The organism is Oceanobacillus piezotolerans (assembly GCF_003665065.1).
GTDB classification, from domain to species: Bacteria; Bacillota; Bacilli; order Bacillales; family Amphibacillaceae; genus Oceanobacillus; species Oceanobacillus piezotolerans.
The window spans coordinates 176,633-192,536 of record NZ_RCHR01000005.1 but is presented as its reverse complement, the minus strand read 5'-3'; the positions used below and the strand labels follow the sequence as shown (position 1 = coordinate 192,536).

The window sequence follows — 15,904 nt, the reverse complement described above, 5'->3', positions numbered from 1 at the left end:
TGTAAACGCTTTCTATATTATCTTATTGATTTATCATTGCTTTGGTCCTACACTATATTTAATCTAAATTAAAGAAGGTGTATTATGGAAAAGCAAGTAAGACTGGGGATTCTCTACTCTGCCCTTTCTTATATTATCTGGGGTATTCTCCCAATCTATTGGAAATGGATGGACGGAGTTCCCGCATGGGAAATTCTCGCCCATCGTATCGTTTGGTCATTTATCTTCATGATTTTTATTGTTTTTATAACGGGTAACTGGAATGTCTTTATAAAAGAGTCAAAAACGTTAATGAAGGATAGGAAGAAACTTTTCAGCATTACCCTTGCTTCAGTCCTTATTAGTTTGAATTGGCTCACCTTTATTTGGGCGGTTAATAGTAATCATGTCTTACAAGCAAGCCTTGGTTATTATATCAATCCGCTAATTAGTATTTTACTAGGAATGATTGTATTGAAAGAGAAATCTACTTGGAGACAAAATATTTCCTTTATTCTTGCAGGTATTGGTGTTCTTTATTTAACGATCAGCTTTGGTGTAATCCCTTGGGTGTCCCTCATCCTCGCTATTACGTTTGCTTTCTATGGTTTACTGAAAAAAACAGTTCAGCTGAGTTCCATGTTTGGATTAACTATTGAGACATTGCTTGTCACACCATTTGCATTGATTTTCCTGGCTTTCTTGCCAGAGCACTCTTTCCAGATAAGTAATGGGTTTTCCACTACAAATCTATTACTGATCGGTGCAGGAGTTGCTACTGCCGTACCACTATTGCTATTTGGAAGTGGGACCAAAAATATTCCACTATCCATGGTAGGATTCTTACAATATATTGCCCCTACCCTTATGCTGATCAGTGGTGTGTTTTTATACAATGAAGCCTTTACGTTATCCCATTTTATCGCTTTCCTATTTATTTGGTCGGCATTAATTATTTATATGGGAGCTACCTATAAACGTCCAATGCGTCAGCGTCATGTGTGAAAAATTAAGGCTTGACAAACTTAAATGAAAACTCTATACTAGCTTTAAATTCAGATAATTTTTATCTCTTATCAAGAGTGGCGGAGGGAATAGGCCCTGTGAAGCCCGGCAACCGGAAAAGTGAGTATTTCTAATTTTACGGTGCTAAATCCTACAGGTCACATAAGACCTGGAAGATAAGAGGAGGCATGCGTACATACCAAGCCCTCTTCTTAGGAAGAGGGCTTTTTCATTTAATTTATGGAGGAGGAATTATTATGACAAACTTTCATTATCAAAACCCAGAAACAACTTTACTACATGGAGGACAACAGCCAGATCCTACCACAGGCTCTCGAGCTGTCCCAATCTATCAAACTACTTCCTATGTTTTTCGTGATACAGAGCATGCGCAGAACTTATTCGGTTTAGCCGAATCAGGTAATATTTACTCACGAATTATGAATCCTACACAGGATGCTTTTGAACAGCGCATCGCACTTTTGGAAGATGGTGTTGCTGCAGTGGCTACATCTTCAGGAATGGCTGCCATTACTTTAGCGATTCTTAACCTGGCAAATGCTGGCGATGAAATTATTACAGACAGTAATTTATACGGCGGAACTTATAATCTTTTTGCCAACACCTTACCGAAATACGGTATTAACGTAAAGTTCGTTGACGGAACGAACCCAGAAGCTTTCCGAGATGCTATTACAGACAAAACAAAAGCCATTTTTGGTGAAATTATTACAAATCCAAGCTTGAATGTATTTGATGTGGAAGCTGTAGCCGAGATTGCTCACGAAAATGGAATCCCGCTTATTATTGATAATACATTTGCTACTCCTTATGTTGCGAAGCCACTTACTTGGGGAGCTGACATTGTTGTTCATTCTGCAACGAAATGGATCGGCGGCCACGGAACAACGATTGGCGGTGTAGTAGTCGACGGTGGACGTTTTAACTGGGGAAATGGTAAGTTTCCTGGATTCACTGAGCCAGACGAAAGCTATAACGGACTCGTATTTGCCGACCTCGGAGCTCCTGCCTTTGCATTGAAATTAAGAGTTCAGCTTCTTCGTGATATTGGGGCATGCTTAAGTCCACAAAATGCGTTCCTATTATTACAAGGGTTAGAAACCTTGCATTTACGTATCGAACGTCATGGTAAAAACGCACAAGAAGTTGCAGCATACTTAAAGAACCACCCTGCAGTGGAATGGGTCAACTATCCTGGTTTAGAAGATCACCCATCACATCAACTTGCACTGAAATACTTGAAGGACAGCTTCGGTTCGATTATTACTTTTGGAATTAAAGGCGGTCGTGAGGCAGGACGAACCTTAATTGACAACATTACATTATGGTCTCATGTTGCCAACGTCGGGGATGCAAAGTCCTTAATTATTCACCCAGCATCCACGACACATCAACAATTGAGTGCAGAGGATTTGAAGAAGAGTGGTGTATCTGAAGAGCTTGTGCGATTATCCATTGGTCTTGAGTCTACAACTGATATTCTAAAAGATTTAGATCAAGCTATCGCAAAAGCAACTGGTGAAGAACCAACTATTCAAGAAACAGAAGAAGATGCAGTTAGATGGTTACTATCTTCTCCATTCGACCGTACGGAAGGAATTCGTAAAAAAGTAATTGCAACTTATGGAGAGAAGAATGAGACTGCTAAGAGACTTGCAGCACTAGGCTACGAAGTAATTTCTTTTGGGGAAGAAGGAAATACAGATTATCAGTCTCTATCTGAGATATCCAGTGATGTGGATGCGGTTTGGGTAAATGGTAATGTACCTGGATCTGATATCTTACAATCTATTGATAAGCAGGTTAAAATTATCTGGTTAGAAAATACCGATGATGCAGAAAACACAGTTGAGAATGCGAAGGCAGCCGGAATTACGGTTATCACGAACAACAATCCATACGAAGAGGCTGTTCGTTTAAGGGAAAATAAAAAACAAGCAGAAGCATACGTATAATTAAAATTGTACCTTTTTAGAAGTCAGATTGTTTGAAATAGGAAAAAGTAAAAAATTAGTCAATGAAAAAACACCGAGGCAGAATTTGCCCGGTGTTTCTTTCGGTTTTCATAAGATAAATGAATGTTTAACTCAATGCAAGCAATTCATTAGCTCATTTGCACATTATGCAAGTGGGCAAAGATTCCACCTTGTTTCAGTAATTCTTCATGGCTCCCCTCTTCTTCAATCCCCTTCTTGGTTACCACCATAATTCGGTCTGCATTTTTAATAGTAGCCAATCGATGTGCAATCACAAGGGTTGTCCGATCCTTCGCGAGTTCATTCAATGCTCTTTGAATAATCATTTCTGTTTCTGTATCCAAGGCAGATGTTGCTTCATCTAAAATCAGGATTGGGGGATTCTTTAAGAACATACGTGCAATCGCAATCCGCTGCTTCTGTCCTCCAGATAGTTTTAACCCACGTTCACCAACCTGTGTATCATAGCCGTTCGGCAATTCATTAATAAACTCTTCCATATGTGCACGTTTTGCTGCTAATTCAATTTCCTCATCCGTAGCATCAAGTTTACCATAGGCGATATTCTCACGAAGCGTTCCTGTAAACAGGAATACGTCCTGCTGCACCACACCAATTTGCTTCCTAAGTGATTCTTTTGTCATATCGCGAATGTCAATTCCATCTATCTTGATACTGCCGTCATTAACATCATAGAATCGTGGAATCAGGGAGGAAATTGTCGTTTTCCCTGCACCAGATGGACCGACAAATGCTACCGTTTCTCCTGCATGTATGTCAAAATTAATCGATTTTAATACAGGGGTATTACCATGTTCATAGCCAAATGTAACATCTTTAAAGGAGATATCCCCCATTAAATGATTAACTTCGACAGCATCCTTTCTATTCCTCACATCAGGAGAAACATCCATCAATTCTGTAAATCGTTTAAAACCAGCCATTCCTTTCGGGTACATTTCAAGCAAGGCAGTTATTTTATTAATCGGTGTTGTTAACACATTGACAAATAAGATAAAACTGACAAGCTCGCCATATGTCAGCATGTTGTTAAATGTAAGCCATGCACCAGCAACTAGTACGACTAATGTCATTAACCGCATGAGCAAGTAGATATTGGAGTGGACGATTGCCATCACTTTATATGCACCGATTTTCGCTTTCCGGAAGCTCTTATTATCCGTTGAGAACCGATCCATTTCAAATGTTTCATTTGTAAACGATTGAACGACCCGTACTCCAGATACAGCATCTTCCACACGTGCATTCACTCCTGCAATATCTTCATACATTCTCTTCCACGCTTTATTCATTCGTATATTACCAAATGTAATCAGCATAATCAGAATAGGTACAGCGACTAATATAACCATTGCCAGCACAGGATTGATAGTAAACATAATGATAAAGGCACCAACAAAAGTCATCATGGAAATAAATAAGTCCTCTGGTCCATGATGCGCCAATTCTCCTAAATCAAAGAGATCGGTAGTAATTCGACTCATAATATGTCCTGTCTTGGTATTATCAAAAAATCGAAAAGATTGCTTCTGAACATGATTAAACAAGTCTTGCCTCATATCCGTTTCAATATTGACACCAAGTTTATGCCCTAGATAGGTTACGACATATTGCAAAAATGTACTTAGAATATAAACCAATAATAGTAGTACACCAACTGTTACAATGATATTCCAATCATCCCCCCGCAGCAGATCATCGATAAACCATTGGACAGCAAGCGGAAATGCAAGTTCCAAAATCGCTACGATTATTGCAGCAGTAAAATCGACAATAAATAAACGTTTATGCGGTTTATAATAAGAGAAAAAACGACGTATCAATAGCTGCACCATCCTTTTCTTCAGTCTATCTGAAATTATAAGGTTAATTAGAATCCTTGGCAATACTAGTTTCTTAAAGATCGGCACGGTCTCTGGCTTTTCGTCATCAATCTATTCGATAACTCGGAAAAATTCATGAAGCAAAGATTTTCTAGTCTAATCCTTCTCAGTGTGCAGATTAACATTTGTGTGTCAGTAACAAATGATTCCTCTATTAAATACCATCCTTCGTTCCATTTTCACAAAGGATAAAGTTTAACTTTTCCCTTTTTGTGTAAAATATGAAGTATAGCTCTACATGGACAAATAAAATGAATGGCCATATTATATAGTAAAACATCGCTAAATAGCATGGGTGTGAATAGAAGATGAAAAAAAGGTACTTCTTACTTGCTGCTATGATTATTGGATTAGTAACAGCATTTATTTTCATTCCAAAAGAATCTTCAAGACCGACATTAATCAACCCTACTCTCCAAGAATCACAAAGAGAAGAAAACGGGTTGGATGAAACGGAGATACAAATGAATGAACCCCAACCAATACCAGAAGGTGAACCAGCAGAAAATGAACAAGTCCAGCTCCCTGATCGAATTACGGAAGCCATACAGAACACCCTTCAATTCTTTCGAAAGGAAACTCAAGTAGTTGCCATTGGAGATTCCTTAACCCAAGGAGTAGGAGATGAAACAGAGCGCGGTGGCTATGTTGGTATTATTGAACGAACCATTAATTGGGATAGAGACATTGCGGAATTTAGCAATTTTGGAAAACGAGGTTCGAGATCTGACCAATTATTATCTCGATTGAATAATGATGAAGAAATGGTTTCTGCTTTAGCAAAAGCCGATATGATTCTCGTTACCATAGGGGCAAATGATATCATGCAAGTTGTTAAAGAAAATATAACCAATTTAACTATCAAGCAATTTGTTGAAGAGCGCCAAGTTTTCGAGAGAAATTTAGAAGAGATTATTAACCGCCTGCACGAGTTAAACCCAGATTCGCAAATCTACTTAATTGGTTTCTATAACCCTTTTGAAAGATATTTCCAGGATATTGAAGAGCTGCAAATGATTGCGGATGCTTGGAATGATACTACAAATACGCTTGCGGACCAACATGAAAACATTACGTACATTCCTACTGACGATCTGTTCCATGAATCGGAGGTAAACCTGTTAGCTGAGGATAATTTCCATCCTAATTACAATGGGTATCATCTTATTGCCGGGAGGGTTTTAGAGTATATTACAAATGAAGAGAGTTGATCACATGTCTACTAGAAAAGACATGAGAAAAGATAAAAGCAAATGGAAAGTATTTTTTTATAGCTTACTAGGATTAAACATCCTAATCATTCTAATTCTTATAAGTCTCATATTTTGGCCAGTACAGGAAAATAAACCAATTGTTGAACACGCTCCCGTAGAAGGCGAAAGTTCTTCATTCATCGTTCGTACAACAAAGCAAAATTTGAATGATTTGATCAACGCCTATATTGAGCAGGTATTAGATAGCTCAAAACATAAATATCGTGTTTCCTTAGAGGATGATGTTCATTTAATGGGAGAACTGCCCGTCTTCTCTTCAACCGTCCCATTATCGATTCATCTGGAGCCTATTGTACTAGAGAACGGGGATATTATTCTAAAGCAAAAGTCAATTTCGGTCGGATTGCTTGCATTGCCAAATCAAAAAATCATGGAATATATGGATAAATACCTAGATATGCCAGAATGGGTAACCATAAATCCTAAAAATGAGGAGATTTATGTGGCAGTAACGGATATGGATGTGAAGAGTAACTTTAAGGTCGCAGTGGAGCGGATTGATCTAGAGGCAAACAATCTGGCATTCCGAATTGATATTCCATATGAAACTCTTGGTATTGACAGCCTCCAGAATGATTAACCAATAAGAACAATGATGGTTCTTATTGGTTCTTTTATGCAACATCATCTGCAGGTTGATAATCTACTAGTTTCCCAGCATAGATACATTCTAATTCTTCATGCTTACGGATATCATTCGGTGTAATGAAACAAATTGGTTTACTAAACTGAAAGGCATTTAAATCCTTTAAAACGGTAGCAACAAATTGAGAGCAAAAATAAGCTGATTTCCGATGAATTTGAATCTGCAATAGAACACCGAATAATCCAATAAAATTATATCGATAATCATTTTTTCTTGCTTCTATGGCTTTTATATTATTAAAAATTACAGCATATTCTTCCTCCGTAAGCGTACAGCGATAGATAGCACAATTGGCCTTTTTAAAGAAGGCGCTTTGAACATCTTCCTTGATAAAGCCACCAATAAATGGATTCCGCGGATTTTTCCTGCCAAAGCTGTATACTTCTTCGAGCCTGGAATCAAAGCTGATGGAAACATGGTTTAAAGCTTCTTTTGTATAAAAATGAATTGCCCTTGACAAATACGTACCTGTATCTGTAAACAGTAAATAAATCGTTCTCTTTTTCAACGTGCTCCCTTCCCCCGAATAAGATGAAATAGATACTAATTCTCATTGTACAAGCTTTTCCAGGCTTTTCAATGCTTTTCTTGCATTTTAGACAATAATAGTAGGTACGGTTAAGATACGGAATGTTTTTCCATATATTCCTGTTGTATAATATATGACGGTTTTACATTGACGTAACTCCTTAAATAACGTAAGCTAACTTTGATTACCTATTTCATTTATTGGAGGAAATACTTGAATGATAACAGTTACAAATGTAAGTTTACGATATGGAGATAAGAAACTTTTCGAAGATGTGAACCTAAAGTTCACACCAGGAAATTGTTACGGCGTAATAGGAGCCAATGGTGCTGGAAAATCAACTTTCCTGAAAATATTATCTGGAGAAGTTGAACCACAAACTGGAAATGTTTCCCTTTCCCCTGGAGAGCGTCTTGCTGTACTAAAACAGGATCACTTCGCTTTCGAGGAGCATGAAGTACTGGATACTGTACTAATGGGACATGAACGTTTATACCAAGTAAAACAAGAGAAAGACGCCATCTATATGAAAGCCGACTTCTCTGAGGAAGATGGTATGCGTGCTGCAGAGCTAGAAGGAGAATTTGCCGAACTAAACGGCTGGGAAGCAGAATCTGATGCTGCTGTTTTATTAAAAGGATTAGGAATTGGTGAGGATCTTCATTCATTAAAAATGGCAGATTTAACAGAAGATCAAAAGGTTAAAGTATTGCTTGCACAGACCTTATTCGGCAACCCGGATATTCTACTACTCGATGAGCCTACCAACGGTTTAGATATTCAGGCTATTCAATGGCTGGAAGAGTTTCTCATTAACTTTGAAAATACCGTTATCGTCGTTTCCCATGACCGTCACTTCCTTAACAAGGTATGTACCCATATTGCCGATGTAGACTTTGGGAAGATACAAATCTATGTTGGGAACTATGATTTCTGGTATGAATCCAGTCAATTAGCAACAAAACTAGCACAAGAAGCGAATAAGAAAAAAGAAGAAAAAATTAAAGAGCTTCAAGCGTTTATTGCACGCTTTAGTGCGAATGCATCGAAATCGAAACAAGCAACTTCCCGTAAGAAATTACTGGATAACATTACGCTTGATGATATTAAACCCTCTTCACGTAAATATCCTTACATTGCCTTCACCCCAGAACGAGAAATTGGGAATGACCTTTTACGTGTGGAAGGAATTACAAAAACAATAGAAGGAAAGAAAGTCTTAGATAATGTTAGCTTTATTATAAACAAAGATGACAAGGTTGCCTTTGTAGGCAGTGATGATATCGCAAAAACGACCTTATTTAAGATATTAGTAGGAGAAATGGAGCCGGATTCCGGCACTTATAAATGGGGAGTGACTACTTCTCAATCTTATTTTCCAAAAGACAACTCGGAGTACTTTGAAAACAGTGATTTGCCATTAGTTGACTGGCTTAGACAGTTTTCTCCAGAGGATGAAACAGAAACTTTCCTGCGCGGATTTTTAGGAAGAATGTTGTTTTCTGGCGAAGAAGCATTAAAGAAAGCAAATGTCCTATCTGGTGGAGAAAAGGTACGCTGTATGCTATCTAAGATGATGCTATCACATGCAAATGTTCTTATTCTAGACGAGCCAACGAACCATTTAGATTTAGAATCCATTCAATCATTAAACAATGGATTAATGAATTTCAAGGGCTCCATCCTGTTTACTTCACATGACCATCAATTTGTAAATAGTATTGCTAATCGTTTAATCGAAATCACACCTAATGGCTTAATTGATAAAGAAATGAGCTATGATGAATATGTGAACGATAAGAAACTTCAAAAACAAATCAGCGAAATGTATGCGAAGTAAGAACAAAGGCGCAAGCGCCCGTTTAGCAACGTACAAAATAATTTCCTAGACTATGAAAAACGTGCTCTAATTAAATTAGAGCACGTTTCTTTTTTTATTTGTAATTAGAATTAATTCCCTCTAGTCTATATGAATTATTTTTATTATACTATTAGTAGAGAGACATAATTTTGGAGGGCATCAAGCATTGAGAAAGGTATTAGTGATACTGTTTGCAGCGATGATTTTGTCAATTGGTGTTTTTGGGGTTAAAGAATATGTCGAAGAACCAGAAGCAATTACAAAAGAGAACGGTTATTCTACTCCATTAAACTATTAATATAAAAAAGGAAAGCAACTAAGTGCTTTCCTTTTTTTCCGTTATTCTACTATTGTTACATCCACTGTACGCACACCCCATTGCTTTGCTTCGCTTGTTGTTGGGACATGTAAATCAATCTTGTTTCCTTTAATAGCACCGCCGATATCAGCCGCAGTAGCATATCCATAACCTTCTACATATACTTTAGATCCTAAAGGAATTACATTTGGATCTACTGCAATTACTTTTGCATTACGATTCTTATTTAAATCCACACCTGTATAAGTTACACCTGAACAACCTTCACAGTCTGCAGTATAAGCTGTTGCACTTACAGATATTGTTTTACCTTCAACATCTTGGTCTGTTTCTGCTTGATTATTTTCAGTTACTTCTTCCTTTGGAGCAGAAGTTGTTTCTACTGCTTCACTTTCTGCTGCTTCATTATTTGCTTCTGCAGAAGTCGTTTCTACCTGTTCTGTTTGTTCCATATTTGCAGATTCTGCTGCGCCCTTAATGGATAAAGCTTGTCCAATGACAATTATATCTGAAGAAAGGTTATTCCATTCTTTCAAATCTTGAGTACTTACGTTATTTTCTTTAGCGATACTAGTAAGAGTATCACCAGAATTTACGGTGTATGTACCGTTCAGTAAAAGTACTTGTTTTGGGTGAATCATTGTTTCTTTTAATTCATTTATGTTCATTAATTCTTCTACGGTTGTATTATTTTCTTCAGCTATATTCCATAAACTATCACCATCTTGAACTTCGTAGGACTCGGCAGAAACACTAACGGCCTGTGTACCAGCGATAAACATTCCAGCTATTAAAGCTGCTATTGTCTTTTTCATTTTGTATTCCTCCTTCAAACTATGAATAATACTATCACAGGATTTTGGAGAATACAGTAACAGGACAATTAAGAATCTATTACAAGGATTACTAAATCTCCTATATTTATTACAATTGTTACAAAGATGATATGTTTTACCTATTTACATTCTCTTTTATTACAAAAAAAGCTGTTTTTTCATATTTTAACCTAAAATATTACTAGTGAAACTTATAAAAAATGTTGCAATAAAGGGAATAATAGCTTTTGAAATACGTGGAAGGATTAAAATTCAAGCTATGTCAAATCCGCATCTAGGTACAATATTGTTCAGAGATACTAGAATTCGCTCACCTTTTCTACATAAATACTTCCTTGCTACTTTCCTAACGTGGGGCAAAAAAAGAGAACCCGCAATGGGCTCTCCTTGTGTTCTTTTCATCTATTTAAACAATCCGCCTAAGAAGTTACCTATAGCCGTAAAAATATCTGCGAAGAAATTCGCTACCTTCTCCCAGAAATTCTGATCCAGTCCTAACTCTTCTGCTTTATTAACGACCTGATTTGCAATATCTTCTAACTGATTAGCAACTTGGCCAAAGTCAATATTCAAATTTCGCATCTTATCAAATAAATCTATTAGCATTTGTCTATCTGCTTCACTTAAAGTAATCTCCAGGTTTTGTAATTGCTCGCTTACAATCTGTTCGACGTCTTCTCTAGTTGCCGGATTTTGCTCTGCAATCATTTGCTTAATTTCAGTTAATAGTTGGGATACTTTCTCCTGTGATAATCCTTCATTATCGGCTAAGCTCGTGGCAACATCCAATTCTTCATTCGCCAGCTCCATTCGTTCTTTATCAAGCTCTTCCCCTTGAACGTCATACGCTTTATAAATACCAGTTAATGCAGAATGTCCACTCACCTTTACCGGGGATGCAACATCGACCGTTGCATTCTCTACACCTGCTGTTAATAAAGCATTCGCATACATTTCTTCTGATACCTCTGTAATATTATCAGGCGATACAATGTTAATGGTTAATCCATTTCCCTCTTCTTGACGGGTAATTTTAGCAGAAGAGTAAAGATTTGCATCTGGGTTTCCGTTAATATAGGTAGCAACATCTTCTCCTAGCACTTCATACTCTTCGACCGCTTCCGGATTGGTAACACCTAACATCTCCCGAACCTGGTCTTTTTGCTCTTCAGACAATGTTTCCCCATAAATAACAACGGTTGGTCCTAATTTTTCATTTATACTTTCTGTGTTCGTCGCTCCTGTAGTCGCGTGAATGGGAAGGACAAACCCAACCATTAATGCCATCACAAGAAGCAGGGACAGAATTCTTCTAAAGTTCTTCATTCTCTTTCGTCTCCTTTTCCAAATGCCTAGACTCAGTATGCAGAAAAAATCCACATTACTTCATTAGACGTATTAATAATATGAAATGTTTCAAATTAATATTTTTGCTTGTACTTTATCAAGGATTAGTACTTCTTTATTATAACTGGTAGGAAAAAGCTTGAGTAGTTTCATCTTTATTTTATCACGTTTATCGTTGAGCAGGTTACTTTCATTAATCCTTCGTATGCTGTATATTTAGAGTAGCGAAATATTTTAGAAAGAAGGGTTACAATCAGTCAATCTCATTCCATTGTAAAAAGAAATGTGGCCATCATGTGGTTTGCTAACTTTTTCGTAGCTGGCAGCATGACGATGGTTATTCCATTTCTATCTTTATACATTCATTCTTTTGGTAACTTTACCGATTCTTATGTACAAACCTGGTCAGGTCTTACTTTTGCTGTGACATTTGTTACGGCTTTTATTTTCGCACCAATTTGGGGAAGAATTGGAGACAAATACGGGAAAAAGTATATTCTTATCATCTCTGCTGTTGGTATAGGGATCTCTGTATTTCTAATGGGATTTGCTACAAATGTCTGGCAGCTGTTCCTATTAAGATTATTCATGGGTATTGTAACAGGCTTTATTCCCATGTCACAGGCATTTATTTCAACACAGACACCTAAAGAAGTCGCCGGGAGGGTACTTGGAACGCTGCAAACGGGGAATATAACTGGTTCTCTTCTTGGACCAATGCTCGGTGGTTTATTAGCTGATACGTTTAGTTATGCCGCAACATTCAAGTGGGTTTCTGTAACTATATTTGTATCTGCTCTACTTGTCATATTTGTTCAGGAAGTGAAGCTGCCACTGTCTAAAGATAAGCGTGATTACCAATCCTATTCTAGTAAGGAAGTGATCCTTCATATCCTTCATAAGCCAGTTTTACTAGTTGTTCTAGTATTATCGACCTTAGTACAGATAGCTCACTTTAGTATTCAGCCAATTCTTTCCTTATTTGTAGAAGAGATTAACGGACCTCAGAATATCGCCTTTTTTGCAGGTATCGCCTTCTCTGCTGCAGGATTAGGAAATTTATTAATGTCCCGCAGCTGGGGGAAATTTGGAGATTCACATGGACATATAAAAATATTAATTGTCCTATTATTCGCCTCTGGAATTATTTATTTGCCAGGAGCATTTGTTACGGATATCACACAACTGATTATTATTCGTTTCCTCTTGGGGGTCACTATTGGCGGAATCGTTCCTCTGCGTATTGCTTATATTCGTGGGGAAGCACCATTATCCATGCAAGGAGAAGTAATTGGGTATAATACTAGCCTTCGCTTTCTCGGTAATGTCATTGGACCAGCATTAGGTGGATTAATTGCTGCCTTGTATGGTTTTTCTACCGTGTTTTTCTTTACAAGTGCATTACTGATATTAGCTGGCCTATTGATGCTGTTTACCTGGTATCGCTATGAATATGCTGATAAACATTCCGTTTCTTCCCATTCTCATTAAGGAACAAAGGCGCAAGCGCCCTTACAGGCTAAAAACGCGACGTCCTGTCGCAACGCCTGTACTAGCACGTCCTGTGCGTCGTAGCAACGTACAAACTGCGCCCCACAGGACGTGGGGTGGTTCGACGTTGGGACTGCGATTACTCGTCCCATCGAAAAGATTTGCCACGTGATGTGGCGTTCTTAATCGAACTTTTCCTACCGCAATGAGATAAAGGAAACATGCCCCTTTAGGGGTATGCCGACGTTGGCGAAAACCGGTTTTAGTAGGCACTTCCTTTATCTGAACATAGGTAGCTCGACTATGTCGAACTGTTATCGTAGTGGAGGAGTGTGAAGTTTGCTAGGACGTAACTTTTCGCAATGATAAGAAATATCCACAGGTCTTCCATTTATAAAAAAGAATGCATCACTTAAGTTAAAGCGATGCATTCTTTTTCGACTTATTTCCTAGGAAATTGTCATTTTCCTTTTTATCATTATAAGCTAGCTTTAAAAATTTCTATCGAATCTTGCTTATTTAACTTCTTGAACATACCATATTCCGACCTAAGAGTGACTGTTTTCTCTGCCATAAGTTCAATGGATGTATCATTGATTTCATAGTCTGATAACTTGGATGGTGCGCCTATACTAGTCCAGAACTCGCGCAGCCTATCAATTCCTTCGAGTGCCACGTCCATATCCGATTTTCCAACGGACGAAACGCCAAATACTCGCTCGGAAAACTGTTTAAAACGAGGTGCATTATGCTCGTCTAATACATGCTTCATCCAGTTCGGGAATAAAATAGCCAGCCCACCACCATGGGGAATATCATGAACAGCTGAGACGGCATGTTCCAAATTATGTGTTGCCCAATCTCCACGATAACCCATGTTTAGCATATTATTTAGCGCTAAAGTTCCTGCTAACATAATTGTCTCGCGATATTCATAATTCGTTAGATCTTCTATTAGTTTCGGTGCTGTTTCTATTACCGTATTTAAAATGCCCTCACAAAAGCGGTCCTGAATTGGTGTATTGGTTGTTTGATGGAAATAATGCTCTATTACATGAGACATGATATCAACGATTCCATACACTGTTTGATCTAATGGAACCGTATAGGTATGCTCTGGGTCAAGTATCGAAAACTTAGGATAGGAGTATGGCGAGCCCCAGCCATGTTTCTCATTGGTTTCCCAGTTTGTAATGACCGATCCGCTATTCATTTCAGAACCTGTTGCTGCTAAAGTTAAAACGGTACCAAATGGAAGAGAATCCTTCGCTACTTCTTTTTTTATGACAATATCCCACATGTCGATATCTGTTTTCGCACCAACGGCAATTGCTTTTACGCAATCGATGGTACTCCCACCACCAACTGCTAATATGAACTGTATCCCTTCCTTTTTACAAATCTCTACACCTTCTCTAACTGAGGAGATTCGAGGGTTAGGATCTACACCAGAGAGTTCAAATATCTCTGCATTCATCTCTTTAAGCTTATTGACAACATTGTCATAGATTCCGTTACGTTTAATACTGCCTCCGCCATAAACAATAAGCACTTTGTTTCCATATTTCTCTACTTCGTTCGGCAGAGCATCGAGCTGTCCCTTACCAAATATTAGTTTGGTAGGATTTTGGTATACAAAACTATCCATCGCCTTTACCTCCCCTTCTTACTTCGTATATGCAATAACATCCATTTCTACTAAAACATCCTTAGGTAAACGGCTTACCTCAACAGTTGCTCTTGCTGGATATGGCTCAGATAAGAAGCTGCCATAAATATCATTTACGGTTGCAAAGTGATTCATATCAGATAAGAAAATAGTAAACTTAACCACTTGGTTAAAATCAGTACCAGCTTCCTGTAAAATTGCTTGAAGGTTTTTCAGCACTTGTTTTGTTTGATTTTCTATTCCTTCTACCACTTCTCCTGTTGCAGGATCAATCGGTATTTGACCTGAAACATAGACAAAATCTCCAGCTTGAATAGCTTGGGAGTATGGACCAATAGCAGCCGGTGCCTTTGTTGTATGTATTTCTTTTGTCATTTAATATTCCTCCTAAGAAATTATAATTTTCTTATATCATACCAGTTTCTTTATTGCATGGCTAATGTACGACTATAATCAAGGACAGAATTTACATAGTAAATATCACCGTAGCATGCGTTATATTTCTTGGCTTCCTCTCTTAAACACGTATAAATAGATTTGTCTGGTGCATTTTCGTACATTTGCTGGGAGAAGTCAATAGCGATTTCTTGAGAGTAACTACCTGTTTCCTCAAGAACAAAATCAATAAAACCTCTACCGAAATTATAGGATTGAATGGCAAGTTTTAAATCTCCGTTTGCATCGTTCAACACTTCAGAGAAATAATAAACACCTTGTTTAATCGATAGCTCTGGGTCCTGAATACAACCTATCTCTCCGCAATAGCTCTCTGAAGACTGCATAGGATCACTGCCTCTTCCCCCAGACTCTTGCATCATCATAGCTAAAAGAATATCCACATGCCCCGACACACCATATTCTTTTGCATATTTTTCAACTGTAGAGCGATAATTTTCTACTTCGTTTGTTACTTTCGGATAGTTTTCTGGTTCCTCTTCCTCGACGATTGATAGGATAGAGATCCCGACAAATAATAAAACAAAGAGAAGTCCTACTACAATAGATTGATATATAGCTATTTTTGTTTTTTTCTTCTTTTTACTCATC

The 15,904-nt window shown here is 37.8% G+C and carries 14 protein-coding genes and 1 riboswitch; of the genes, 7 read left to right on the top strand and 7 right to left on the bottom strand.

Annotated features, from left to right (window positions below; all coding sequences use genetic code 11):
- Positions 1-84: 84 nt before the first annotated feature.
- A complete protein-coding gene (gene rarD / locus D8M04_RS14800; RefSeq protein ID WP_121524184.1) occupies positions 85-984 on the top strand; it encodes an EamA family transporter RarD in 900 nt (299 codons plus the stop codon).
- 65 nt (positions 985-1,049) lie between these two features.
- Positions 1,050-1,167: riboswitch (SAM riboswitch) on the top strand.
- A 74-nt stretch (positions 1,168-1,241) separates the two neighbouring features.
- A complete protein-coding gene (locus D8M04_RS14795; RefSeq protein ID WP_121524317.1) occupies positions 1,242-2,960 on the top strand; it encodes a PLP-dependent aspartate aminotransferase family protein in 1,719 nt (572 codons plus the stop codon).
- A gap of 149 nt (positions 2,961-3,109) precedes the next feature.
- On the opposite strand, the gene D8M04_RS14790 is transcribed toward D8M04_RS14795, so the two are convergent.
- Positions 3,110-4,825, bottom strand: a complete 1,716-nt coding sequence (locus D8M04_RS14790) for an ABC transporter ATP-binding protein (RefSeq protein ID WP_121524183.1) — start codon at positions 4,823-4,825, stop codon at positions 3,110-3,112.
- Between the two features lie 368 nt (positions 4,826-5,193).
- Between D8M04_RS14790 and D8M04_RS14785 the strand changes: the two genes are divergently transcribed.
- On the top strand, positions 5,194-6,096 hold the full coding sequence (locus D8M04_RS14785) for an SGNH/GDSL hydrolase family protein (protein ID WP_121524182.1): 903 nt from the start codon (positions 5,194-5,196) through the stop codon (positions 6,094-6,096).
- A 4-nt stretch (positions 6,097-6,100) separates the two neighbouring features.
- Positions 6,101-6,739 carry a YpmS family protein gene (locus tag D8M04_RS14780; RefSeq protein ID WP_121524181.1) on the top strand — a complete coding sequence of 213 codons (639 nt, stop codon included), beginning with the start codon at positions 6,101-6,103 and terminating at the stop codon, positions 6,737-6,739.
- Positions 6,740-6,773: 34 nt separating this feature from the next.
- On the opposite strand, the gene D8M04_RS14775 is transcribed toward D8M04_RS14780, so the two are convergent.
- Positions 6,774-7,313 (bottom strand): hypothetical protein, encoded by a 540-nt coding sequence (locus D8M04_RS14775; protein ID WP_121524180.1) that lies wholly within the window; start codon positions 7,311-7,313, stop codon positions 6,774-6,776.
- Between the two features lie 238 nt (positions 7,314-7,551).
- On the opposite strand from D8M04_RS14775, the gene D8M04_RS14770 reads away from it, so the two are divergent.
- Entirely contained in the window at positions 7,552-9,174 is a 1,623-nt protein-coding gene (locus D8M04_RS14770) for an ABC-F family ATP-binding cassette domain-containing protein (protein ID WP_121524179.1), read from the top strand.
- Between the two features lie 187 nt (positions 9,175-9,361).
- Complete coding sequence (locus tag D8M04_RS20595) at positions 9,362-9,493, top strand: hypothetical protein (RefSeq protein WP_281277135.1); 132 nt, start codon at positions 9,362-9,364, stop codon at positions 9,491-9,493.
- A gap of 41 nt (positions 9,494-9,534) precedes the next feature.
- Here the strand turns inward: D8M04_RS20595 and D8M04_RS14765 are convergent, their stop codons facing one another.
- Together D8M04_RS14765 and D8M04_RS14760 are read right to left on the bottom strand one after the other, a co-directional pair.
- Positions 9,535-10,329: a LysM peptidoglycan-binding and 3D domain-containing protein gene (locus D8M04_RS14765; RefSeq protein ID WP_121524178.1), complete on the bottom strand. Its 795-nt coding sequence runs from the start codon at positions 10,327-10,329 to the stop codon at positions 9,535-9,537.
- 423 nt (positions 10,330-10,752) lie between these two features.
- Entirely contained in the window at positions 10,753-11,676 is a 924-nt protein-coding gene (locus tag D8M04_RS14760) for a DUF1002 domain-containing protein (RefSeq protein WP_121524177.1), read from the bottom strand.
- Between the two features lie 315 nt (positions 11,677-11,991).
- Here D8M04_RS14760 and D8M04_RS14755 point away from each other — a divergent pair, with 315 nt between their 5' ends.
- Positions 11,992-13,188 (top strand): MFS transporter, encoded by a 1,197-nt coding sequence (locus D8M04_RS14755; protein WP_121524176.1) that lies wholly within the window; start codon positions 11,992-11,994, stop codon positions 13,186-13,188.
- A 478-nt stretch (positions 13,189-13,666) separates the two neighbouring features.
- Here D8M04_RS14755 and D8M04_RS14750 read toward each other — a convergent pair whose 3' ends face one another.
- Genes D8M04_RS14750 through D8M04_RS14740 form a run of 3 tightly spaced genes read right to left on the bottom strand, consistent with a single transcriptional unit; the run spans position 13,667 to position 15,903 of the window.
- Positions 13,667-14,836, bottom strand: a complete 1,170-nt coding sequence (locus tag D8M04_RS14750) for an iron-containing alcohol dehydrogenase (protein ID WP_121524175.1) — start codon at positions 14,834-14,836, stop codon at positions 13,667-13,669.
- 18 nt (positions 14,837-14,854) lie between these two features.
- Positions 14,855-15,232, bottom strand: coding sequence for a RidA family protein (locus tag D8M04_RS14745; RefSeq protein WP_121524174.1), 378 nt, complete (start codon positions 15,230-15,232; stop codon positions 14,855-14,857).
- A 50-nt stretch (positions 15,233-15,282) separates the two neighbouring features.
- Entirely contained in the window at positions 15,283-15,903 is a 621-nt protein-coding gene (locus tag D8M04_RS14740; protein WP_121524173.1) for a lysozyme family protein, read from the bottom strand.
- Between the last annotated feature and the right edge of the window lies 1 nt (position 15,904).